This window comes from Rhizobium sp. SRDI969, assembly GCF_025152725.1.
GTDB classification, from domain to species: Bacteria; Pseudomonadota; Alphaproteobacteria; order Rhizobiales; family Rhizobiaceae; genus Rhizobium; species Rhizobium leguminosarum_I.
Genome location: NZ_CP104035.1, coordinates 4,637,423 through 4,659,334, shown reverse-complemented (window position 1 = coordinate 4,659,334; position 21,912 = coordinate 4,637,423). Strand labels below are relative to the sequence as shown.

Annotated in this window: 19 protein-coding genes; 14 read left to right on the top strand and 5 right to left on the bottom strand. The window is 62.4% G+C overall.

Annotated elements, in window-relative coordinates:
• Window positions 1–25 precede the first annotated feature (25 nt).
• Both N2A41_RS22920 and N2A41_RS22915 read left to right on the top strand, forming a co-directional pair.
• Window positions 26–1,900 carry a DNA polymerase III subunit gamma/tau gene (locus N2A41_RS22920; protein WP_260109775.1) on the top strand — a complete coding sequence of 625 codons (1,875 nt, stop codon included), beginning with the start codon at window positions 26–28 and terminating at the stop codon, window positions 1,898–1,900.
• Window positions 1,901–1,922: 22 nt separating this feature from the next.
• Complete coding sequence (locus tag N2A41_RS22915) at window positions 1,923–2,246, top strand: YbaB/EbfC family nucleoid-associated protein (protein WP_003544342.1); 324 nt, start codon at window positions 1,923–1,925, stop codon at window positions 2,244–2,246.
• A gap of 26 nt (window positions 2,247–2,272) precedes the next feature.
• Here N2A41_RS22915 and N2A41_RS22910 read toward each other — a convergent pair whose 3' ends face one another.
• Window positions 2,273–2,890, bottom strand: coding sequence for an MOSC domain-containing protein (locus N2A41_RS22910; RefSeq protein ID WP_222292010.1), 618 nt, complete (start codon window positions 2,888–2,890; stop codon window positions 2,273–2,275).
• A 57-nt stretch (window positions 2,891–2,947) separates the two neighbouring features.
• On the opposite strand from N2A41_RS22910, the gene recR reads away from it, so the two are divergent.
• Entirely contained in the window at window positions 2,948–3,553 is a 606-nt protein-coding gene (recR, locus tag N2A41_RS22905) for a recombination mediator RecR (protein ID WP_003571213.1), read from the top strand.
• A 183-nt stretch (window positions 3,554–3,736) separates the two neighbouring features.
• Window positions 3,737–5,008 (top strand): lytic murein transglycosylase, encoded by a 1,272-nt coding sequence (locus tag N2A41_RS22900; RefSeq protein ID WP_260109774.1) that lies wholly within the window; start codon window positions 3,737–3,739, stop codon window positions 5,006–5,008.
• Window positions 5,009–5,014: 6 nt separating this feature from the next.
• Here the strand turns inward: N2A41_RS22900 and N2A41_RS22895 are convergent, their stop codons facing one another.
• Both N2A41_RS22895 and N2A41_RS22890 read right to left on the bottom strand, forming a co-directional pair.
• Complete coding sequence (locus tag N2A41_RS22895) at window positions 5,015–5,470, bottom strand: GNAT family N-acetyltransferase (RefSeq protein WP_260109773.1); 456 nt, start codon at window positions 5,468–5,470, stop codon at window positions 5,015–5,017.
• 23 nt (window positions 5,471–5,493) lie between these two features.
• On the bottom strand, window positions 5,494–7,125 hold the full coding sequence (locus N2A41_RS22890) for an MFS transporter (RefSeq protein ID WP_162115587.1): 1,632 nt from the start codon (window positions 7,123–7,125) through the stop codon (window positions 5,494–5,496).
• 244 nt (window positions 7,126–7,369) lie between these two features.
• On the opposite strand from N2A41_RS22890, the gene rimP reads away from it, so the two are divergent.
• The 10 genes from rimP to N2A41_RS22840 all read left to right on the top strand — a co-directional run bounded on the left by rimP (window position 7,370) and on the right by N2A41_RS22840 (window position 19,762).
• Window positions 7,370–7,972, top strand: coding sequence for a ribosome maturation factor RimP (gene rimP / locus N2A41_RS22885; RefSeq protein WP_170277193.1), 603 nt, complete (start codon window positions 7,370–7,372; stop codon window positions 7,970–7,972).
• A gap of 59 nt (window positions 7,973–8,031) precedes the next feature.
• On the top strand, window positions 8,032–9,633 hold the full coding sequence (gene nusA / locus N2A41_RS22880; protein WP_170262728.1) for a transcription termination factor NusA: 1,602 nt from the start codon (window positions 8,032–8,034) through the stop codon (window positions 9,631–9,633).
• Window positions 9,630–10,322, top strand: a complete 693-nt coding sequence (locus N2A41_RS22875) for an RNA-binding protein (RefSeq protein WP_170257477.1) — start codon at window positions 9,630–9,632, stop codon at window positions 10,320–10,322. Before nusA ends, N2A41_RS22875 begins: the two co-directional genes overlap by 4 nt.
• 101 nt (window positions 10,323–10,423) lie before the next feature.
• Window positions 10,424–13,156, top strand: a complete 2,733-nt coding sequence (gene infB / locus N2A41_RS22870; RefSeq protein ID WP_017966458.1) for a translation initiation factor IF-2 — start codon at window positions 10,424–10,426, stop codon at window positions 13,154–13,156.
• 150 nt (window positions 13,157–13,306) lie between these two features.
• On the top strand, window positions 13,307–13,711 hold the full coding sequence (gene rbfA / locus N2A41_RS22865) for a 30S ribosome-binding factor RbfA (protein ID WP_017966457.1): 405 nt from the start codon (window positions 13,307–13,309) through the stop codon (window positions 13,709–13,711).
• 13 nt (window positions 13,712–13,724) lie between these two features.
• Window positions 13,725–14,657, top strand: a complete 933-nt coding sequence (gene truB / locus N2A41_RS22860; protein WP_222385671.1) for a tRNA pseudouridine(55) synthase TruB — start codon at window positions 13,725–13,727, stop codon at window positions 14,655–14,657.
• Window positions 14,658–14,752: 95 nt separating this feature from the next.
• On the top strand, window positions 14,753–15,604 hold the full coding sequence (locus N2A41_RS22855; protein WP_222385672.1) for an alpha/beta fold hydrolase: 852 nt from the start codon (window positions 14,753–14,755) through the stop codon (window positions 15,602–15,604).
• A 153-nt stretch (window positions 15,605–15,757) separates the two neighbouring features.
• A complete protein-coding gene (gene rpsO / locus N2A41_RS22850) occupies window positions 15,758–16,027 on the top strand; it encodes a 30S ribosomal protein S15 (protein ID WP_003544317.1) in 270 nt (89 codons plus the stop codon).
• Window positions 16,028–16,376: 349 nt separating this feature from the next.
• The gene (pnp, locus tag N2A41_RS22845) at window positions 16,377–18,515 is read left to right on the top strand and encodes a polyribonucleotide nucleotidyltransferase (RefSeq protein ID WP_026154380.1); all 2,139 of its coding nucleotides are present in this window, start codon (window positions 16,377–16,379) and stop codon (window positions 18,513–18,515) included.
• Between the two features lie 230 nt (window positions 18,516–18,745).
• Complete coding sequence (locus N2A41_RS22840) at window positions 18,746–19,762, top strand: class I SAM-dependent methyltransferase (protein ID WP_017966453.1); 1,017 nt, start codon at window positions 18,746–18,748, stop codon at window positions 19,760–19,762.
• Window positions 19,763–19,856: 94 nt separating this feature from the next.
• Here N2A41_RS22840 and fabI read toward each other — a convergent pair whose 3' ends face one another.
• Together fabI and fabB are read right to left on the bottom strand one after the other, a co-directional pair.
• Entirely contained in the window at window positions 19,857–20,663 is an 807-nt protein-coding gene (fabI, locus tag N2A41_RS22835) for an enoyl-ACP reductase FabI (RefSeq protein ID WP_162115592.1), read from the bottom strand.
• Window positions 20,664–20,667: 4 nt separating this feature from the next.
• Window positions 20,668–21,900: a beta-ketoacyl-ACP synthase I gene (fabB, locus tag N2A41_RS22830; protein WP_170262723.1), complete on the bottom strand. Its 1,233-nt coding sequence runs from the start codon at window positions 21,898–21,900 to the stop codon at window positions 20,668–20,670.
• Between the last annotated feature and the right edge of the window lie 12 nt (window positions 21,901–21,912).

Sequence of the window (21,912 nt, the reverse complement as noted above, 5' to 3'; positions counted from 1 at the left end):
GACGATCCGGGCGACAAGCAGGGCGATGAGCGACACCGAGCGACAATCAAAAGATGCCGCCTCGACAGGCACCGGATACCGAGTGCTGGCTCGCAAATACCGCCCCAAGGATTTCACGGACCTGATGGTCGGCCAGGAGCCGATGGTCCGCACCCTCACCAACGCCTTCGAGACCGGCCGCATCGCGCAAGCCTACATGCTGACCGGCGTGCGCGGCGTCGGCAAGACGACGACGGCGCGTATCCTGGCGCGGGCGTTGAACTACAAAACATCAGAAATCGACAAGCCGACGATCGACCTTCGCACGCCCGGCGAGCACTGCCAGGCGATCATGGAAGGCCGGCATGTCGACGTGATCGAGATGGATGCCGCCTCACATACCGGTATCGACGATATCCGCGAGATCATCGAGCAGGTGCGCTACCGGCCGGTTTCGGCGCGCTACAAAGTCTATATCATCGACGAAGTGCACATGCTGTCGACGCAGGCCTTCAACGGCCTGTTGAAGACGTTGGAAGAGCCGCCGGAGCATGTGAAATTCATCTTCGCCACGACCGAAATCCGCAAGGTGCCGATCACCGTGCTGTCGCGCTGCCAGCGCTTCGACCTGCGCCGCATCAGCGCCTCAGATCTGGTCGGGCTGTTCACGACGATCGCAGCCAAGGAAGGCATCGAAGCGGAGCCGGACGCGCTGGCGATGATTGCGCGCGCTGCCGAAGGCTCGGCGCGCGACGGCCTGTCGCTGCTCGACCAGGCGATCGCCCATGGCGCGGGCGCCGTGCAGGCGGAAGCCGTGCGCGGCATGCTCGGCCTTGCCGATCGCGCCCGGATCGTCGATCTCTTCCAGCATATCGTCAAGGGCGATGTGGCCTCAGCCCTCGGCGAGTTCCAGAACCAGTACGAAGCCGGCGCCAACCCGGTGGTGGTGCTGACCGATCTTGCCGATTTCACCCATCTGGTGACGCGGCTGAAATATGTGCCGGATGCGGCAAACGATCCTTCGCTGAGCGAGGTCGAGCGCACCAAGGCGGCGGAATTTGCCAAGGGCGTTGCAGTGACGACGCTGTCGCGCATCTGGCAGATGCTGCTTAAGGGCATTCCGGAAACGGAAGGCTCGTCGCGAACGGCAGGGGCGGCCGAAATGGTGCTGATCCGGCTTGCGCATGCTGCGCATCTGCCCGCGCCCGAAGATGCGGCACGGCGGCTTGCCGAATTTTCCGACAATGCCGGCTCGCGGCCTTCCTCTCCGCCGTCCGGAAACGGCGGCGGCAACGGAACACGGGTTCCCTATCAGAGCAGTGTCGCAGCGCGCGCAGCCGAAACCGCGCCGAGCCAGCCACAGCCTTCCGCACCGGTGGCGATGCTGCGCGCCGTGCCGAGCAGCCAGCCCGAGACGATGCCTGTCGGCCGGATCGACCCGAAACCGGCGGTAACACCGAAGCCGCTCGTCCCGGTCAATTCGGTCAATGATATCGTCAACCTCGCCACCGAGAAACGCGATCCGAAGCTGAAGGCGATGGTGCGGGCCTTCGTGCGCCCTGTGCGGATCGAGCCCGGCCGGCTCGACGTCAGCCTGGCCCCCGGTGCGCCGACGACGCTGCTCAACGAGCTTGCCGTCAAATTGAAGGAATGGACGGGCATCCATTGGATCGTCAGTCTCAGCCGCGACGAGGGCCAGCCGACGCTTGTCGAAGCGGAGGCCAGGACCCGGGAACAGAATGTGATCGACGCGCGCCAGGACCCTGACGTGGCGGCAATCCTGGCACATTTTCCCGGTGCTAAGATCATCGACGTGCGTGTGCGGGCGCCCGAGCCGGAGGAGGAAGGCGAGGCGACGCCGCCGGCCGCCGCCGAATCCGAGGAAGGCGACATCCTGCCGGGCGACGACATAGAATTCTGAGGTTTCAACAAGGAGCGAGACGATGCGCGACATCATGGGCATGATGGGCAAAGTCAAGGAAATGCAGGCCAAGATGGAGCAGATGCAGGCGGAGATCGCCGAGCTCACGGCCGAAGGCAAGGCGGGCGGCGGCCTCGTCGCCGTCGTCATTACGGGCAAAGGCGAGTTGAAGAGCCTGAAGATCGATCCGTCGCTGTTCAAGGAAGACGATGTCGAGATCCTCGAGGACCTGATCGTCGCCGCCCACAAGGACGCCAAGGACAAAGCCGAGGCGCTGGCCGCCGAAAAGACCAAGGCCCTGACCGCAGGCCTGCCGATCCCACCGGGCTTCAAGCTGCCATTCTGAGCAATCGCCGCGTATACTCAGGGCAGTCAATGCCCGGCTTGCAGCAAAGCTCGCAGCTTGTAGTGGATCGGTGAGGCGAGATACCGCGATTGGTCCGCCTCCGACAGTCGCCGGCCGAACGTTTTTATCAGCTCCGGCATCGTGACTTTCTCTCCCGCAAAGGGTCGATGATCCACAGGCATTCCAGCCTCGGCCACGCCGCCTCGGATGACGCGGCAGTAGATGCCGGGACGAGCGGCGGCAGTATAGCGTTTGACGAATTTCGGATCGGCCATCCTGGCTGCGAAGGTGGCGCAGGGAATGCGGCATGACGTGACTTCGAGGATGAGATCGCCGGCGACGAAGCGGTCACCGACAGCGACGTCGCGATTGTCGAGATCCGATATCACCATGTTCTCGCCGAAAGTACCGGGTTCATAAGGCCTGCCAAACTCGCTGCTCCACCAGTCGAGCGTCAGCGATCCCTCGATATAGACAGCCTGGTCGACGCCGCCATGATGTTTGCGGTTGCAGATCGCATCGCCGACCAGACCTTCGGCGTCGATCATGACCGCGCCGTTGACGGCGTGTTTGAAGATGCCGGTCTTGTCGCTCTTGCCCGGCAGTCTTTCCGGATTGCCGGTGCACAGCGCCAGGATTTTCATCGGATGGGCGATCCTTCCGCGATTCCGTTTTCGGTCCATATCAGTTAAGAACGGCGCATGGCAAAACGAGTCACCGGCCCCGAAATCGAAAAACTCATCCAGCTTCTGGCAAAGGTGCCGGGCCTTGGGCCGCGCTCGGCGCGCCGGGCGGCACTGCATCTGATCAAGAAGAAGGATCAGCTGCTCGGCCCGCTGTCGAATGCAATGGGCGAGGCCTATGACAAGGTGAAGATCTGCTCGCGCTGCGGCAATGTCGACACCGTCGATCCCTGCACCGTCTGCACCGACACGCAGCGCGATCAATCGATCATCATCGTCGTCGAGGACGTATCGGACCTCTGGGCGCTGGAGCGGGCAGGCGCGATGAACGCCGCCTATCACGTGCTCGGCGGCACGCTGTCGCCGCTCGACGGCATCGGGCCCGACGATCTCAACATTCGCGGCCTGATCGACCGGATCGGCGAAGGCGGCATCCGGGAACTGATTATCGCGGTCAATGCCACCGTCGAGGGACAGACGACCGCGCATTACATCACCGACCAGCTGCAGGGGCTGGACGTAAAGATCACCCGGCTGGCGCATGGCGTACCGGTCGGCGGCGAGCTCGACTATCTCGACGAGGGCACGCTCGCAGCGGCACTTCGGGCGCGGACGGTGATATAGGGAGGCTTGCGTATGTTGCACCACACCCCCCTCTGCCCTGCCGGACATCTCCCCCACAAGGGGGGAGATCAGCAAGTTGGACCGGCTTCGCGAAATTTTGACCGCTTGCCAGGCGACGGCGATCTGCAGCGTTTCATTAGGACGAGAGGCTGCTTTCAGCCGATCTCCCCCCTTGTGGGGGAGATGTCCGGCAGGACAGAGGGGGGTGTTCCACGACGGCTGCGGATACTCGCACTCGTGATAGCGACCGCCCTCCTCCCCCTCTCCGCCCACGCAGCCCCTTCGAAAGCCGATGTCGAGGCGCAGTTCGGAAAATGGGTACAGAGCGACCTCTGGCCAGAAGCGAAGGCGAACGGCATTTCGGAAAAGGTCTTTCAAGCCGCTTTCTCCGGCATCACGCTGAACTGGAACTTGCCCGATCTCGCTCCGCCGGGTTTCCCGCCGCCGAAGGAGCAGAAGCAGACGCAGGCCGAATTTTCCTCGCCCGCTCCCTATTTCAACGAGGACCATCTGAAGCGACTTGCCGCAACCGGGCGCGGCTTTGCCGCCCAATACGGCTCGACGCTGAAACGGATCGAGAAGACCTATGGCGTGCCGGGCTCAATCGTGCTGGCCATCTGGGGCCGGGAGACCGGATTCGGTGCGGCGAAGATCCCGAATTCGGCGATCGAGGTGCTGGCGACCAAGGCCTTCATGTCGACGCGTAAGGAGATGTTCCGCACTGAACTGGTGGCCGCACTCCATATTCTCGACGGCGGCGACGTGACACCGGCCGATTTCAAGGGGTCGTGGGCCGGCGCGCTGGGGCAACCGCAGTTCATGCCGACGAGTTATCTGAAATATGCCGTCGATTTCGACGGCGACGGCCACCGCAATATCTGGACGTCGGTGCCCGATACGCTCGCCTCGATCGCCAATTTTCTGGTCAAGAAAGGCTGGCAGCGCAACCGCGACTGGGGCTTCGAGGTGTCGATACCGGAGGCGGTTTCCTGCGCGCAGGAGGGACCCGATCTGGCAAAGCCGCTGTCGCACTGGGCCTCGCTCGGCATCGACCGCATCTCCGGCAAGGGCTTTCCCTCAGGCGAGATGAAGGCTGAGGGCATGATGCTGGTGCCCGCCGGCCGCGACGGGCCGGAATTCATCGTCACGCCGAATTTCTACATCATCAAGGAATACAATAATTCCGATCTCTACGCGCTCTATATCGGCAATCTCGCCGACCGGATCGCCTATAATGGCGGCGCCTTCCAGGGCAGATGGGGCGATGTCGGCAAGATGCTGCGCTCGGACGTCGCCGCCATGCAGAAGACGCTGGAACGGCAGGGCTATGATGTCGGCGGCTCCGACGGTCTGCCGGGCTACAAGACCCGGCGCTCGATCGGCCAGTGGCAGGCAAAGAACGGCATGAAGCCGACATGTTTTCCGGAGGCGACGATGAAGGGCAAGCTGAAGTAACTGGCTTCAGAGAGTGCGTTTCAAGCCTTCATGGCTGGCGACGAAACCGAGCCTCTCGTAAAAGCGGATCGCATCCCCCCGCGTCTTGTCCGATGTCAGCTGCACGAGGCCGCAGCCGCGCTCGGCGCATTGGGCGATCGCCCATTCGATGAATTGCGCGCCGAGGCCAGAGCCGCGAAGATCGCTTGCGACACGCACGCTTTCGCTCTGGCCGCGCCACATGCCCGTCCTCGAAAGGCCGGGAACAAAGCTCAGTTGCAAGCAGCCGACGACACGATCGGCCGCATCGCTTGCGACGGCCAGAAGCTGATTGGCATCAGCCTCGATCGCCGCAAAGGCCGAGAGATAACGCGCGTCGACAGGATCCGAAACGATCTCCCTGCTGCCGCCGAGATCGTCATCGGCCAGAAGCCGGACGATGGCGGCAAGATCGGATTGGCGGGCGAGCCTGAATCTGCACATGCTTGATCTCTGCATAGCTGGTCTCAATGATGCAGGTCGATCGGCGCCTTGTGGAAGACGTCGTCGCCCGGTGGAATGGCCTGGCGTTCGATCATGCGGTGGACATGCAGCGGACCCTCGCCGCGGTGAAGCGCACGCAGCCTGTCGGTGTTTTCGGCATCGGCCTGCGTGCGCCGCTGGTTGTGTCTGATATATTCGACCCAGGTCGGCGTGTGGTAGCTTTCGGTCCACAGGCTGGGATTTTCGAGATCACGCATCAGCGCCCAGTTGCGGGCGCCGTCGCGGATGCGGATACGGCGGCGTTCGCCCATCAGCTCCATGAACTCGGCCAGGTCGTCATCTCCGATCTCGTAATCGACCTGGATGACGATCGGCCCGCTGCGCGGTGTGATGTCGAGACTGAGGGCCGGTTCGGTGAAGCGGTTCAGCGGGTCGAGATTGAGCGAGGCGAAGGCCGGCATCGAAAAACGCAGGCCGATGGCGATGCCGAGCAGCATGACGACGGATGACATCAGCAGCGCATCGGCGACGCCGTAGCGATCGGCGGCGACGCCCCACAGCCAGCTGCCGCCGGCAATGCCGCCGAAGGTGACGGTCTGGTAGAGAGACAGTGCCCGGCCGACCACCCAGCGCGGCGTCGAAAGCTGGACGATGGTGTTGAACAGCGAAAGTGCGGAGACCCAGCAGGCGCCGGAGACGAGCAGCCCGGCGGAGGTCAGGACGGCACTCGGGCTGAAGGCTGCGATGACCGCGCTCAGCGCGAAGCCGGCAAAGGACAGGCGGACGATCATCTCGCTGGAAAGCACCTGGCGGAGCCTGGCATTCAGCACCGCACCGCCGATCGCGCCGATGCCGAAGGCGCCGAGCATGAAACCATAGGTCAGCGGGCCGCCGGCAACCAGATCGAGGGCGACGACCGGCAGCAGCGCCAGGATCGAGCTGGCGCCGATGCCGAAGAGCAGCCCCCTGACGAGGACCTTTTCGAGATTGGGCGACATCGAGACGTAACGCAGGCCGGCGAAGATGGCGCTGCCGAGCGCCTCCCGCGGCAGGGTCGAGACGGGCGCGGCTGGCCGCCAGCGCAACAGGGCATAGATCAAGGCGAGGTAACTCAGCGTGTTAACCGCGAAAGCCGCGGCCGCGCCGGCAGCGGCGACGATGACGCCGCCGATTGCCGGGCCGACGCTGCGGGTGATGTTGAAACCCATGCTGTTCAACGTGACCGCACCCGGCAGGTCGGCACGCGGCACCATGTCGCCGACCGAGGCCTGCCAGGAGGGATTGTTGAGCGCGGTGCCGCAGCCGATCAGGAAGGTGAAGAAGAGCAGCAGCCAGGGCGTGATCCAGCCGAGCAGGGCAGAGGCCGTCAGCAGCGCCGAGACGGTGAGCATCATGCACTGCGCCGTCAGCATGACCCGGCGGCGGTCATAATTGTCGGCCAGCGCACCCGATATCAGCGAAAACAACATGATCGGCAGCGCCGTCGAGGTCTGTACCAGCGCAACCATGTCCTCCGACGCGGTGATCGTCGTCATCATCCAGGCGGCGCCGACCGCCTGGATCAGGCCGCCGAAATTGGAGGAAAGGCTCGCGAACCAGATGGTGCGGTAGGTATCGTGCCGCAAAGGCGCCAATGTCGACGAAGTGTAGGCCACGATTTCTCCGCTTTTGTTATTGCGCGCCAACGGCAATATATGCGCAAGACCGGCGCTGGCCATAGGCCTGGTCACGTCACCGGAGCGAATCGGCCGAATCTGTCGCAGACCTTGCAATTTCGGAAAAACCCGACTATATGCCTCTCAAATTCTTGATCGCTTGATGAAGAGTGGGCCGCAAGGACCCGCTCTTTTTTATTACCGCGATCGCTTAAACAGCATGAAATTGCGAGGAGCGCACCGCTTGTCGGACATGACAAACGCAGACAACGAACTTGAGCCGCGGCTGATTACTGAAACCGGGCTCGACCAGCGTCTTGCCGATATCATCGAACCCGTTCTCGTCGGCATTGGCTTTAGGCTTATCCGCGTCCGGATGCTGAACCAGAACGGCGCGACGATGCAGGTTATGGCCGAACGCAACGACGGCACGATGTCGGTTCAGGATTGCGAAGAAGTCTCGATGGCGATTTCTCCCGTTCTCGATGTGGAAGATCCGATCGATAAAGAGTATCATCTGGAGGTGTCTTCGCCCGGCATCGACCGTCCGATGGTGCGGAAATCCGATTTCGTCCGCTGGCAGGGCCACCTTGTGAAATGCGAGACGTCGATCTTGATCGACAATCGCAAGCGCTTCCGCGGCAAGATCGTCGAAGCAGGCGCAGATGGTTTCACGCTCGAGCGTGACCAGGTTGCCTATGGGGAAGAGCAGAAGGTCACCATTCCCTTCACGGCGCTTAGCGATGCGAAGCTCATTCTGACCGACGACCTGATCCGCGATGCGTTGCGGGCCGACAAGCTGGCGAAAGCCCAGGCCGCCAACCAGAACGAAGCGGACGAAGAATAACCGATCAACAGACCGCTCCAGGGACGGGAACCCTGGAGTAAAGACGGAGAAACAAGACAATGGCAGTCAGTGCGAACCGGCTCGAACTTCTGCAGATCGCAGATGCAGTGGCGCGCGAAAAAGTCATCGACCGCGAGATCGTGCTGGCCGCAATGGCCGATGCCATCCAGAAGGCGGCACGCTCCCGTTACGGCACCGAGTCGAACATCCGGGCCGACATCAACCCGAAGACCGGCGAAATCCGCCTGCAGCGCCTGCTCGAAGTCGTCGACAAGGCCGAGGATTATTCGACGCAGATCCCGCTGGAGCTGGCCCGCGACCGCAACCCGGACGCCGCACTCGGCGATTTCATCGCCGACCCGCTGCCGCCGATGGATTTCGGCCGCATCGCCGCACAGTCGGCCAAGCAGGTGATCGTCCAGAAGGTCCGCGAAGCCGAGCGTGACCGCCAGTTCGACGAATTCAAGGATCGCGTCGGCGAAATCGTCAACGGTACCGTCAAGCGCGTCGAATACGGCAACGTCATCGTCGATCTCGGCCGTGGCGAAGGCATCATCCGCCGCGACGAAATGATCCCGCGCGAAAACGTCCGCTATGGCGATCGCGTCCGTGCATACGTCTATGATGTCCGTCGCGAGCAACGCGGCCCGCAGATCTTCCTGTCGCGCACGCATCCGCAATTCATGGTGAAGCTGTTCACCATGGAAGTGCCGGAGATCTACGACGGCATCATCCAGGTTAAGTCGGTCGCCCGCGACCCGGGTTCGCGCGCCAAGATCGCGGTGATCTCGAACGACAGCTCGATCGATCCGGTCGGCGCCTGCGTCGGTATGCGCGGCTCGCGCGTTCAGGCCGTGGTCGGCGAGCTCCAGGGCGAGAAGATCGACATCATCCCGTGGAGCCAAGATCCGGCGACCTTCGTCGTCAACGCCCTGCAGCCGGCCGAAGTCGCCAAGGTCGTTCTCGACGAGGATGCCGAGCGTATCGAAGTCGTCGTTCCCGACGAGCAGCTGTCGCTTGCGATCGGCCGCCGCGGCCAGAACGTCCGCCTCGCCTCGCAGCTGACCGGCTGGGATATCGATATCATGACGGAGGCCGAGGAATCGGAGCGCCGCCAGAAGGAATTCAACGAGCGCACCAACCTGTTCATGGATTCGCTCGATGTCGACGAGATGGTCGGCCAGGTTTTGGCTTCGGAAGGTTTTGCCGCGGTTGAAGAGCTGGCTTATGTCGATCTCGACGAAATCTCTTCGATCGACGGTTTCGACGAGGAGACGGCGCAGGAAATCCAGCAGCGTGCCCGCGAATTCCTCGAGCGTCTCGAAGCCGAGATGGACGAGAAGCGCAAGGCGCTCGGTGTTCAGGACGAACTGCGTGAGATCAACGGCATGACCGCCCAGATGATGGTGGCGCTCGGCGAAGATGGCATCAAGACGATCGAGGACTTTGCCGGCTGCGCTGCCGACGATCTCGTCGGCTGGTCGGAACGCAAGAACGGTGAAACGAAGAAGTTCGAAGGGCTGTTCTCGAAGTTTGACGTCTCGCGCGTCGAAGCAGAACAGATGATCGTCCAGGCCCGCCTTTCGGCCGGCTGGATCACGCAAGAGGACCTGGCGAAGGGGACCGAAGAAGAGGTCACCGAAGCCGAACAAGAAGCATGATGACCGCGCATGAACCGGACGCTCCTCTCGAGGACGACGATCTTGCAGGTTATGACGTGAACGGACGCATGTGCATCGTGACGCGCGAAAGCGGATCGCCGGAAGAGCTGATCCGCTTCGTCGCCGCTCCCGATGGAACAGTTGTCGCCGATCTGAAGCGCGAGCTTCCGGGACGCGGATGCTGGGTGAAGATCGACCGGTCGCTGGTCGACAGGGCGGTGGCAAAGAAGCTCTTTGCCCGCGCGCTGAAGACGGATGTAAAGGCGGCGGACGATCTCGGCGCGAATGTCGACCGGCTGCTGGCGGCGCAATTGATGCAGATGATGAACATGGCGCGGAAAGCCGGCCAGTTCGTCAGCGGGTCCTCGAAAGTGGATGCCGCGGTCAGAAGTGGAGCAGCCCTTGCGGTGTTCCACGCGACTGGTGCAGCGGACGACGGCGTCCGGAAAATCGACCAGGCCCGCAAGGCCTGGCACCTCGGAATGGAGACCGAGGAGGAGATACCTTCCTTCCGTCTCTTCTCGGAGAGCGAAATGGAAGGCCTGATGGGCCAGAATGCTTTTATCCATGCCGCAGTGCTTGCAGGGCAGGCGGGTGAAGGTGTAGTGAAGCGCGCAAAGATGCTCGAACAGTACCGTAATGGCGGTCAGTCCCGGGCAGCGGGCGGCGCTGGCCGGCAAAAACAATGAGACGGTCACCGGCATCGGCCGGTCCCATTCTCATTGATCGACAGTATTGAACGACAGGGTCTGATCTAGTCATCGCTCCCTGTCCGAAGGAACGGGAACGAATGACCGATAGTAACGACGACAAGACAATCAGCGTAGCGGGCAAAAAGACACTCACCCTGAAACCATCGGGGATGAGCCAGGGTACCGTTCGCCAGGATATGGGTCGAGGCCGCACCAAGGCGGTCGTCGTCGAGACCCGTAAGCGGCGCCCGATGCGCCCGGAGGATGAAAAGCCGATCACACCCGTCGCTCCGGCGGCCCCCGTCCGCGCAGCCGAACCGGCGCCCGCACCCGTGCAGGCACGTCCGCAGCAGCCGGCTCCGCGGGTTCAGCAGGGCAACAACAACCAGACGAACCAGCGTCCGCAGCCGCCGCGCCAGAACGATCGTCCGCGCCCGGTGGTGCTGAACCATCTGTCGCCGGAAGAGATGGACGCCCGCCGCCGCGCGCTTGCCGACTCCCAGGCGCGTGACGCCCAGGATGCGATCCGCCGCGCCGAGGAAGAAAAGCGCCGTGCCGCCGAAGAGGTTGTCCGCAAGGCAGCCGAAGCGGAGGAAGCTGCCCGCCGGGCTGCTGAAGAGGCTATCCGGCAGGCTGAAGCACCCACTGTTGCCGAACCGGCAGCCGCAGAACCGGCTCCGGCCGAAGCACGCTCCGACGCGCCACGGCCGCAGCAGCCCGCATCGTCGGCACCGGCCGCACGCCGGCCCGATGCGGCTGGAGCACCTGTTGCCCGTCCGGCACCCGGCGCTGCCGTCCCCGGCGCCGTTCGCGGCCGTCGCGACGAAAAGGAAGAAGACGATCGTGGCGCAGCGCGCAGCGGCCCGGTCCGTGGCCGCGTCGTGCGCCCGGAACCGGCAAAGCCGGTCACGACTCGTCCGAAGACGGATGAAGAGCGCCGTCGCGGCAAGTTGACGATCACCACCGCCAACGTCGATGGCGAGGACAATGCCCGCGGTCGTTCGCTCTCCGCGATGCGTCGCCGGCAGGAGAAGTTCCGCCGCGGTCAGATGCAGGAAACCCGCGAGAAGATCTCCCGCGAAGTGGTTCTGCCCGAGACCATCACCATTCAGGAACTGTCGCAGCGCATGTCCGAACGCGCCGTCGACGTCATCAAGTACCTGATGAAGGAAGGCCAGATGATGAAGCCGGGCGACGTCATCGACGCCGACCTTGCCGAACTCATCGCCGGCGAATTCGGCCATACGGTCAGGCGCGTGTCGGAATCCGACGTCGAACTCGGCATCTTCAACGTGTCCGACGACGATGGCGAACTGGTTTCGCGCCCGCCCGTCGTTACCATCATGGGCCATGTCGACCACGGCAAGACCTCGCTGCTCGACGCCATCCGCCATGCCAACGTGGTCTCCGGCGAAGCCGGCGGCATCACCCAGCATATCGGTGCCTACCAGGTGGAGCAGAACGGCCAGAAGATCACCTTCATCGATACGCCCGGCCACGCCGCCTTCACGGCAATGCGTGCCCGCGGTGCGCAGGCGACCGACATCGCGATCCTGGTCGTCGCAGCCGACGACAGCGTGATGCCGCAGACGATCGAATCGATCAACCACGCCAAGGCGGCCGGTGTTCCGATCATCGTGGCGATCAACAAGGTCGACAAGCACGAGGCCGATCCGCAGAAGGTCCGCAACCAGCTGCTGCAGCACGAAGTCTTCGTGGAATCCATGGGCGGCGAAGTGCTTGACGTCGAGGTTTCGGCCAAGACCGGCAAGAACCTCGACAAGCTGCTCGAGGCGATCCTCCTGCAGGCGGAAATTCTCGATCTCAAGGCCAATGCGAACCGGACCGCGGAAGGCACTGTCATCGAAGCCCAGCTCGATCGTGGCCGTGGTTCGGTCGCGACCGTGCTCGTCCAGAAGGGCACACTGCGTCCGGGCCAGATCATCGTCGCCGGCGACGTCTGGGGCCGCGTGCGCGCTCTCGTTACCGACAAGGGCGACCATGTGAAGGAAGCTGGTCCGGCAACGCCGGTCGAGGTTCTCGGTCTGTCCGGCACGCCGCAGGCCGGCGACAAGTTCGCCGTCGTCGAAAGCGAAAGCCGTGCCCGCGAAATCTCGGAATATCGTCAGCGTCTGGCCCGCGACAAGGCGGCCGCCCGCCAGTCGGGACAGCGCGGTTCGCTGGAACAGATGATGATGCAGCGGCAGAGCGTCGGCATCAAGGAGTTCCCGCTGGTCATCAAGGGTGACGTGCAGGGCTCGATCGAAGCGATTGCCGGTGCACTGGAGAAGCTCGGCACCGACGAAGTCCGCGCCCGCATTGTCCATTCGGGTGCCGGCGGCATCACCGAGTCGGATATCTCGCTCGCCGAAGCCTCGAACGCGGCCATCATCGGCTTCAACGTTCGTGCGAATACGCAGGCACGCCAGTTCGCCGAGCGCGAAGGCATCGAAATCCGCTACTACAACATCATCTACGACCTCGTGGATGACGTGAAAGCAGCGATGTCGGGTCTCTTGTCTCCGGAACGGCGCGAAACCTTCATCGGCAATGCCGAGATCCTCGAGGTGTTCAACATCACCAAGGTCGGCAAGGTCGCAGGCTGCCGTGTCGTCGAAGGCAAGGTCGAACGTGGTGCAGGCGTCCGCCTCATCCGCAACGACGTCGTCGTTCACGAAGGCAAGCTCAAGACGCTCAAGCGCTTCAAGGACGAAGTGTCCGAAGTGCCGATGGGTCAGGAATGCGGCATGGCCTTCGAAAACTACGAAGACATGCGCGCCGGCGACGTCATCGAGTGCTTCCGCGTCGAGCATATCACGCGCACGCTCTAAACTGCTGCGCCTGAACTTTTTCGAACGCCATCCGCCAGCCGGCGGATGGCGTTCGAGCATCTGGCGACTTGACCTTTTGGAACAAAAGAGTCATGGACGCTCTTCTTTGACGGGTTCGATTCCCAGCCGCATCGGCAAATAGAGATAACAATGACCAGAGCAACTTCTTCCGCGCCTTCGCAGCGCATGCTGCGCGTTGGCGAACAGGTTCGCGCCGCTATCACCCAGGTGCTGCAGCGCGGCGAGGTGCGCGACGACGTCATCGAGGCGACCGTGATCTCGATCTCGGAAGTGCGCATGTCGCCGGACCTCAAGATCGCCACCGCCTATGTGACGCCGCTCGGCGTTTCAGATCACAGCATCGTCATCGAAGCATTGAACCGCAATGCGAGGTTTATCCGCGGCCGGCTCGGGCAGCAGCTTCGGCAGATGAAATACATGCCGGAGGTGCGCTTCCGCGACGATACCAGCTTCGACAATTACAAGAAGATCGACGAGCTGCTGCGTTCGCCCGAGGTGAGCCGCGACCTCGACGGCGACAATGACGAACAATAAACAGAAGAGACGCATGTCCAAACCACGCAAACCCAAGGGCCGGCCGATTTCCGGCTGGCTGATCCTCGACAAGCCGGTGGATTTCGGCTCGACGGAAGCCGTTTCCAAGATCAAGTGGCTCTATAAGGCTGAGAAGGTCGGTCACGCCGGCACGCTCGATCCGCTCGCCTCCGGCATGCTGCCGATCGCGCTCGGCGACGCGACGAAGACCGTTCCCTACGTGATGGACGGCCGCAAGATCTATGAGTTCACGGTGAGCTGGGGCGAGCAGCGGGCGACCGACGATCTCGAGGGTGAAGTGACTGAGAGCTCGGACAAGCGCCCGAGCGAACAGCAGATCCGCGATATTCTGCCTGGATATATCGGCACCATCAGCCAGGTGCCGCCGCAGTTTTCCGCGATCAAGATAGCGGGCGAACGTGCCTATGATCTGGCGCGCGAAGGCGAGACCGTCGAAATCCCCTCGCGTGAGGTCGATATCTTCCGGCTGACCTTGATTGCCTGCCCGGACGCCAATACCGCGCATTTCGAAGTGGAATGCGGCAAGGGCACCTATGTCAGGGCGCTGGCGCGCGATTTCGGCCGCGAGCTCGGCTGCTACGGCCACGTGTCCGGGCTGCGGCGCATCTTCGTCGCGCCCTTCGCGGAAGAGGCCATGGTGCCGCTCGCAGATCTCGTGTCACTGGAGGCGATCGAGGACATGGACGAGCGGCTGGCGGCCCTCGACGCGCTGCTGATCGACACCTGCGAGGCGCTTTCGTCCCTGCCCCATCTCGTCATCAACGACGACCAGGCGCACCGGCTGAAGATGGGCAACCCGATCCTGGTGCGTGGCCGCGATGCGCCGATTGCCGAAAGCGAAGCCTATGCGACGGCCCGCGGCAGGCTGATCGCGATCGGCGAGATCGGCCAGGGCGAGTTTCGCCCGAAGCGGGTTTTCGCCTGAACCTGTTTGGGTTTGTGACAACGACAGAGATTGTCAGCCGCCAGCAATGAGATATTTTCCCTGTCGGGCCATGGCGGCCCGACAGGGGGAACACTATGCGCGGAAATGTTATCGCAATCCTGATGTTCTTTTCGATGTTGCTTGCCGCCGCCGGCGCTCAATCCGCCGAGCGCTGGGCCGAGCTTCCGGCCTTTCCTTCGATGCCGGTGGCAAAGACGAGCGGCATGGCCGATGTGAACGACATCAAGATGTATTACGCCGAATATGGCGAAGGCGAGCCGATTCTCTTCATCCATGGCGGTCTTGGAAATGCAGACGTCTGGGGTCACCAGGTCGCCGATTTTGCGAGGGATCATCGGGTCATCGTTGCCGACAGCCGCGGACATGGGCGCTCGACGCGCAGCCAGCAGCCCTTCGGTTACGACCTGATGACGTCTGACTACGTCGCGCTTCTCGATTATCTGAAGATCGACAAGGTGACGCTTGTGGGATGGTCGGACGGCGGCATCATCGGCATCGACATGGCGATGAAACATCCGGAGAAGCTGACGCGCGTCATTGCCCAGGCGGCCAACGTCACGACCGACGGCGTCAAGGCTGACGTCTTGAACAACAAGACCTTCAACGACTACATCAACGTCGCTGGCGAATATTACAGGAAGCTGTCGCCGACGCCGAACGAATACGACGCCTTCGTCACCCAGATCTCCGAGATGTGGGCGACCCAGCCGGCCTGGACGGCGGCGGATCTTGGAAAGATCTCGGTGCCGGTCACGCTTGCCATCGGCGACCATGATGAGGCCGTAAAGCTCGACCATACGGAGATGATGGCGAAAGTCATTCCGGGCGCCAAGCTGGTGATCCTGAAAGACGCCAGCCATTTCGCCATGTTGCAGGATCCCATGGGTTACGATGCGATGATCCGGGACGCCATGGCGGGCCGCTGAAAACCGCTGCAGGAGCTCCCCTCTTTCCATCGCGGCTTATTTGGTTTATAGGCAGCGCCAGCGTCAGGTTTGCCTGCTCGCATTCACGGCCAAAGCTGGACGACATCCCGGCTTTTGGCGACTTTATCTCCTCCTCTTAGAAAGGATCACCCGATGTCGATCACTGCTGAGCGCAAGTCTGCGCTGATCAAGGAATATGCGACCGTTGAAGGCGATACCGGTTCTCCGGAAGTCCAGGTCGCGATCCTGACCGAACGCATCAACAACCTGACCGAACACTTCAAGGACCACAAGAAGGATAACCATTCCCGCCGTGGCCTGCTGACGATGGTTTCGAGCCGCCGCTCGCTTCTTGATTATCTCAAGAAGAAGGATGAAGGCCGCTATTCCAAGCTGATCACCAGCCTGGGTATCCGCCGCTAAGATTGTCCGGCGGGCGCTTTCCAAGCGCCCGCCGGATGTGTTTCGGGACGACGTTCCCGATGGAATATTCCAGCCGCGCCCTATCTTCTAAGCGGTGGAAAGACCGGCAGACCCGGATGGGCCGGATCTGCCAAACCAACCGTTGACCTGTCATGGGGCAGGATTGCCGGATGCTTTCGGCCAAGGCTTGTCAACGAGCTTTGGCCCGGTTTCTCAGGAATGCCTGAGGAAACCGAGGATGAAAAGCCTCCCGTTGTCTTGCCCGTGATACGTCACATTGATTGCGGTCGACTGTGCGCTGCGCCTTGATATCGGCGATGGCGCGTGCTCCCGCATTGAAGGACAAGACATGTTTGATACACACACAGTCGAAATCGAGTGGGCCGGCCGCCCGCTGAAGCTCGAAACCGGCAAGATCGCCCGTCAGGCCGACGGCGCGGTTCTCGCCACCTACGGCGAAACCGTCGTCCTCGCCACTGTCGTCTCGGCCAAGGCGCCGAAGGCCGGCCAGGACTTCTTTCCGCTCACCGTCAACTACCAGGAAAAGACCTATGCGGCCGGCAAGATTCCCGGCGGCTATTTCAAGCGCGAAGGCCGTCCGAGCGAAAAGGAAACCCTGGTTTCCCGCCTGATCGACCGCCCGATCCGCCCGCTCTTCCCGGAAGGCTACAAGAACGACACGCAGGTCGTCGTTACCGTTATCCAGCATGACCTCGAAAACGACCCGGACATCTTGTCGATGGTCGCGACCTCGGCTGCGCTGACGCTCTCCGGCGTTCCCTTCATGGGCCCGGTCGGCGGTGCACGCGTCGGTTACATCAACGGCGAATACGTTCTTAACCCGCATCTCGACGAGATGGACGAATCGAGCCTCGACCTCGTCGTCGCCGGCACCTACGACGCCGTGCTGATGGTGGAATCCGAAGCCAAGGAACTCAACGAAGACGTCATGCTCGGCGCCGTCATGTTCGGCCACAGGGGCTTCCAGCCGGTTCTCGATGCGATCATCAAGCTCGCCGAAGTGGCCGCCAAGGAGCCGCGCGACTTCCAGCCGGCAGACTACTCCGCTCTCGAAACCGAGATGCTCGGCCTTGCCGAAGGTGAACTTCGCGAAGCCTACAAGATCACCCAGAAGGCCGACCGCTACGCCGCCGTCGACGCCGTCAAGGCGAAGGTGAAGGCACACTTCCTCCCCGAGGAAGGCGAAGCCCGGTACACGGCCGAAGAAGTCGGCGCGATCTTCAAGCATCTGCAGGCGAAGATCGTCCGCTGGAACATCCTCGACACCAAGAGCCGTATCGACGGCCGCAACCTCGAAACCGTCCGTCCGATCGTTTCAGAAGTCGGTCTTCTGCCGCGCACCCACGGTTCGGCGCTGTTCACCCGCGGCGAAACCCAGGCGATCGTCGTTGCGACCCTCGGCACCGGCGAAGACGAGCAGTATGTCGACAGCCTGACGGGCATGTACAAGGAGCGCTTCCTGCTCCATTACAACTTCCCTCCCTACTCGGTTGGTGAAACCGGCCGCATGGGCTCCCCGGGTCGCCGCGAAATCGGCCACGGCAAGCTCGCATGGCGCGCGATCCGTCCGATGCTGCCGACCGTTGAGCAGTTCCCCTACACGCTGCGCGTCGTCTCCGAGATCACCGAGTCGAATGGCTCGTCCTCGATGGCGACCGTCTGCGGTACCTCACTCGCTCTGATGGACGCCGGCGTTCCGCTGGCAAAGCCGGTTGCCGGTATCGCCATGGGTCTGATCCTGGAAGGCGATCGCTTCGCTGTCCTTTCCGACATTCTCGGTGATGAAGACCACCTCGGCGACATGGACTTCAAGGTCGCCGGTACCGCCGACGGCATCACCTCGCTGCAGATGGACATCAAGATCACCGGTATCACCGAAGAGATCATGAAGGTCGCCCTTGGCCAGGCCCAGGGCGGTCGCGTCCACATCCTCGGTGAAATGTCCAAGGCCATCACCGAAAGCCGCGGCCAGCTCGGCGAATTCGCTCCGCGCATCGAAGTCATGAACATCCCGGTCGACAAGATCCGTGAAGTCATCGGCTCCGGCGGCAAGGTCATTCGCGAAATCGTCGAAAAGACCGGCGCGAAGATCAACATCGAAGACGACGGCACCGTCAAGATCGCCTCGTCCTCCGGCAAAGAGATCGAAGCGGCCCGCAAGTGGATCCACTCGATCGTCGCCGAACCTGAGATCGGCCAGATCTACGAAGGCACGGTCGTCAAGACCGCCGACTTCGGCGCCTTCGTCAACTTCTTCGGCGCCCGCGACGGTCTTGTCCACATCTCGCAGCTCGCTTCCGAGCGTGTTGCCAAGACCCAGGACGTCGTCAAGGAAGGCGACAAGGTCTGGGTCAAGCTGCTCGGCTTCGACGAACGCGGCAAGGTTCGCCTGTCGATGAAGGTCGTAGACCAGGCCACCGGCCAGGAAATTGCGAACGAGAAGAAGAAGGAAGAAGCGGCCGAATAAGCCGCCTTCCAGATTCAAGACCGGGCGCGGGAATGCTTCCGCGCCCTTTTTGTATCCTAAAGCGCGGCGCGATCTTTCAGATCGCAGATTCAAAGTGATAGAGCGTCCTTAGCGCGTCTGAAAAGACGCGTGGCGCTCTAGCCGCACTTCAGGCCTTTGGTTTTGCGCATGTCGTGCTCGCAAAACCGCTGAACACTTTTGCGCGACATGCTTTAAGACGAGACGAGACCATGAGCAGCGAGACGCTGAAGACCCTGTTCCATCCCTTTGCCAGCGGCACAGTCGCGGCGCCCGGCGAAGGCGAGCGCGTGCTCTTCCTCGGCGCCGAGGCAGGCTTTGCGCTGCCGGAAGGCTTTGCCGCCTCGCTCAGCGCCGTCCAGGGCTTCCGGCCGCTCTACCGGCAGCTGCTGGCGCAGCGAATCGAAGCGAAGCCGGAGATCGACGGCGAGGACTACGATGCGGCTCTAGTGCTCTGCACCAAGCACAAGGGCGAGAACGAGGCCAATCTCGCCGCCGCTATCGCCCGCACGCGGCTCGGCGGCCTGATCGTCGTTGCCGGCGCCAAGGAAGACGGCATCCAGCCGTTGCGCAAGCGGATGGAAGGTTTCAATCTCGCAGTCGACCATATGCCGAAATATCACGGCGTTGCCTTCTGGTTCGGCCGGCCGGCGGATGCAGACGAGATCATTTCCAAGCTGGCAAAGGCGCCGGTACGCGTCGACGGCCGCTTCAATGCAACCGCCGGCATGTTCTCGCATGACCGCATCGATGCCGGATCGGAGCTGCTCGCCTCGCGCCTGCCTGAGGATTTCACCGGCGACGTTGCGGATTTCGGCGCCGGCTGGGGCTATCTTTCCGTCGAGATGGCGCAGAAGTCGCGTGGACTGACCCGCCTCGACCTCTACGAGGCCGATCACGCGGCTCTGGAGGCTGCCAAGGGTAATCTGGCCAAGAACTGCCCGAACGCGCCTGCACGCTTCTTCTGGCACGATCTGGCTGGCGAGCCGGTCAAGGACAAATACGACCTCGTCATCATGAACCCGCCCTTCCATGAGGGCCACGCAGCCGAGCCGGCGCTCGGCCAGGCAATGATCAAGACTGCCGCATCCGCCCTTCGCGGCGGCGGCCGCCTGATGCTCGTCGCCAATCGCGGCCTGCCCTACGAGCCGGTTCTGGCGGCGAATTTCAGGGAAAGCGGCGAAACCTGCCGTAACGCACGCTTCAAGGTTCTCTGGGCGAAGAAATAGGCTTACGCGGCTTCGACGCCGATCCTATCATCGAACAACAAAAAGGCCGTGCGCATCATCTGCGCACGGCCTTTGAGTTTCAATCGAATAGCGTTTACTCGATGTCAGCCCTGCGCAGCGTTTCCAGTGTCGGCATCGAGGTGACGTTGAAGCCGGCGTCGACGAAGTGGATTTCGCCGGTGACGCCGGAGGAAAGGTCGGAGAGCAGGTAGAGAGCCGAGCTGCCGACCTGATCGATGGTGACGGCCTTGCGCAGCGGCGCATTGCGCTGGTTCCAAGAGAGGATCGCGCGTGCATCGGAGATGCCGGCGCCGGCAAGCGTGCGGATCGGGCCGGCGGAAATGGCATTGACGCGGATGCCGCGCGGGCCGTAGTCGGCGGCGAGATAGCGCACCGAAGCCTCGAGCGCTGCCTTGGCAACCCCCATGACGTTGTAGTTCGGGATGACGCGCGTCGAGCCATTGTAGGTCAGCGTCAGCATCGAACCACCATCTTCCATCAACGGAGCGCAGCGCTTGGCGATCTCGGTGAAGGAGAAACAGGAAATGACCATGGTCCGGCTGAAATTCTCACGCGTCGTATCGGCGTAGAGACCCTTCAGCTCGTTCTTGTCGGAAAAGCCGATGGCATGAACGATGAAATCGAGCTTGCCCCAGCGCTCGCTTATCGCGTCGACCACGGCATCGACCGAGGCGACGTCCTCGACGTCGCAGGGCAGGACGAAATCCGAGCCGACCTCGGCAGCAAGCGGCCTGACGCGCTTGCCGAGCGCATCGCCCTGATAGGTGAAGGCGAGTTCCGCACCCTGTGCGGCGAGAGCTTTTGAAATCCCCCAGGCGATCGAGTGGTTGTTGGCGACGCCCATGACGAGCCCGCGCTTACCCTGCATGATTCCCGTCATATTATTATCCGTTATAGCGCTGGAAGACCAGCGTGGCGTTGGTTCCGCCGAAGCCAAAGGAATTGGAGAGGGCAATGTCGATCTTCGCGTCGTCGATGCGCTTGCGCACAATCGGGACACCTTCGAATTCGGGATCGAGCTCGGTGATATGGGCGCTTTCGCCGATGAAGCCTTGCTGCATCATCAGCAGGGAATAGATCGATTCCTGCACGCCGGCAGCGCCAAGCGAATGGCCGGTCAGCGACTTAGTCGACTGGATATGCGGGATCTTCGAGCCGAATACCTCACGGATCGCACCGATTTCCTTGCTGTCGCCGACCGGCGTCGATGTGCCGTGGGTGTTGACATAATCGACATCGCCTTTGACGGTGGCGAGCGCCTGGCGCATGCAGCGGATAGCGCCTTCGCCCGACGGAGCGACCATGTCGTAGCCGTCCGAGGTTGCGCCGTAGCCGACGATCTCGGCATAGATCTTGGCACCGCGGGCCTTGGCGCGCTCCAGTTCCTCGAGCACCAGCACGCCGGCGCCGCCGGCGATGACGAAACCGTCGCGGTTGACGTCATAGGCGCGCGAGGCGCTGTCCGGTGTGTCGTTATATTTGGAGGACATGGCGCCCATGGCGTCGAAGAGGTTGGACATCGTCCAGTCGAGATCCTCGTGGCCGCCGGCGAACATCACGTCCTGCTTGCCCCACTGGATCATCTCGGCGGCGTTGCCGATGCAATGCGCCGAGGTCGAGCAGGCCGACGAGATCGAATAATTGACGCCGTGGATCTTGAACCAGGTGGCGAGCGTGGCCGATGCGGTCGAGGACATCGCCTTCGGCACGGCGAAGGGGCCGATGCGCTTCGGGCTGTTGTTCTTCACGGTGATCTCGGCAGCTTCGATCAGGGTGCGGGTGGACGGACCGCCGGAGCCCATGATGATGCCGGTACGCTCGTTCTGAGCGTAGTCTTTCTCTTCCAGGCCGGAATCGGCAAGTGCCTGTTTCATGGCCACATGGTTCCAGGCGCCGCCCTGCGACAGGAAACGCATGGCGCGGCGGTCGACCAGTTCGGCAAGTTCAGCCGAACCGAGCTTCGGACTGCCCCAGACCTGGCACTTGAACCCGTGTTCGGCGAAATCGCTCGAAAAGGAGATACCCGACTTTGCCAGCCGCAAGGATTCGGTGACTTCGGCCGCGTCGTTTCCGATCGAGGACACGACACCCAGACCCGTGACAACTACCCGTCTCATCTGATCAAACCT

Bases quoted from the DNA above. Each gene is read 5' to 3' on its own strand.
- N2A41_RS22915 (WP_003544342.1), top strand. From the start codon at position 1,923: ATGCGCGACATCATGGGCATGATGGGCAAAGTCAAGGAAATGCAGGCC.
- pnp (WP_026154380.1), top strand. From the start codon at position 16,377: ATGTTTGATACACACACAGTCGAAATCGAGTGGGCCGGCCGCCCGCTG.
- N2A41_RS22910 (WP_222292010.1), bottom strand. From the start codon at position 2,890: ATGAAAATCCTGGCGCTGTGCACCGGCAATCCGGAAAGACTGCCGGGC.
- rpsO (WP_003544317.1), top strand. From the start codon at position 15,758: ATGTCGATCACTGCTGAGCGCAAGTCTGCGCTGATCAAGGAATATGCG.
- fabI (WP_162115592.1), bottom strand. From the start codon at position 20,663: ATGACGGGAATCATGCAGGGTAAGCGCGGGCTCGTCATGGGCGTCGCC.
- N2A41_RS22875 (WP_170257477.1), top strand. From the start codon at position 9,630: ATGATGACCGCGCATGAACCGGACGCTCCTCTCGAGGACGACGATCTT.
- N2A41_RS22920 (WP_260109775.1), top strand. From the start codon at position 26: ATGAGCGACACCGAGCGACAATCAAAAGATGCCGCCTCGACAGGCACC.
- nusA (WP_170262728.1), top strand. From the start codon at position 8,032: ATGGCAGTCAGTGCGAACCGGCTCGAACTTCTGCAGATCGCAGATGCA.
- truB (WP_222385671.1), top strand. From the start codon at position 13,725: ATGTCCAAACCACGCAAACCCAAGGGCCGGCCGATTTCCGGCTGGCTG.
- N2A41_RS22855 (WP_222385672.1), top strand. From the start codon at position 14,753: ATGCGCGGAAATGTTATCGCAATCCTGATGTTCTTTTCGATGTTGCTT.
- recR (WP_003571213.1), top strand. From the start codon at position 2,948: ATGGCAAAACGAGTCACCGGCCCCGAAATCGAAAAACTCATCCAGCTT.
- N2A41_RS22840 (WP_017966453.1), top strand. From the start codon at position 18,746: ATGAGCAGCGAGACGCTGAAGACCCTGTTCCATCCCTTTGCCAGCGGC.
- fabB (WP_170262723.1), bottom strand. From the start codon at position 21,900: ATGAGACGGGTAGTTGTCACGGGTCTGGGTGTCGTGTCCTCGATCGGA.
- N2A41_RS22895 (WP_260109773.1), bottom strand. From the start codon at position 5,470: ATGTGCAGATTCAGGCTCGCCCGCCAATCCGATCTTGCCGCCATCGTC.
- infB (WP_017966458.1), top strand. From the start codon at position 10,424: ATGACCGATAGTAACGACGACAAGACAATCAGCGTAGCGGGCAAAAAG.
- rbfA (WP_017966457.1), top strand. From the start codon at position 13,307: ATGACCAGAGCAACTTCTTCCGCGCCTTCGCAGCGCATGCTGCGCGTT.
- N2A41_RS22900 (WP_260109774.1), top strand. From the start codon at position 3,737: ATGTCCGGCAGGACAGAGGGGGGTGTTCCACGACGGCTGCGGATACTC.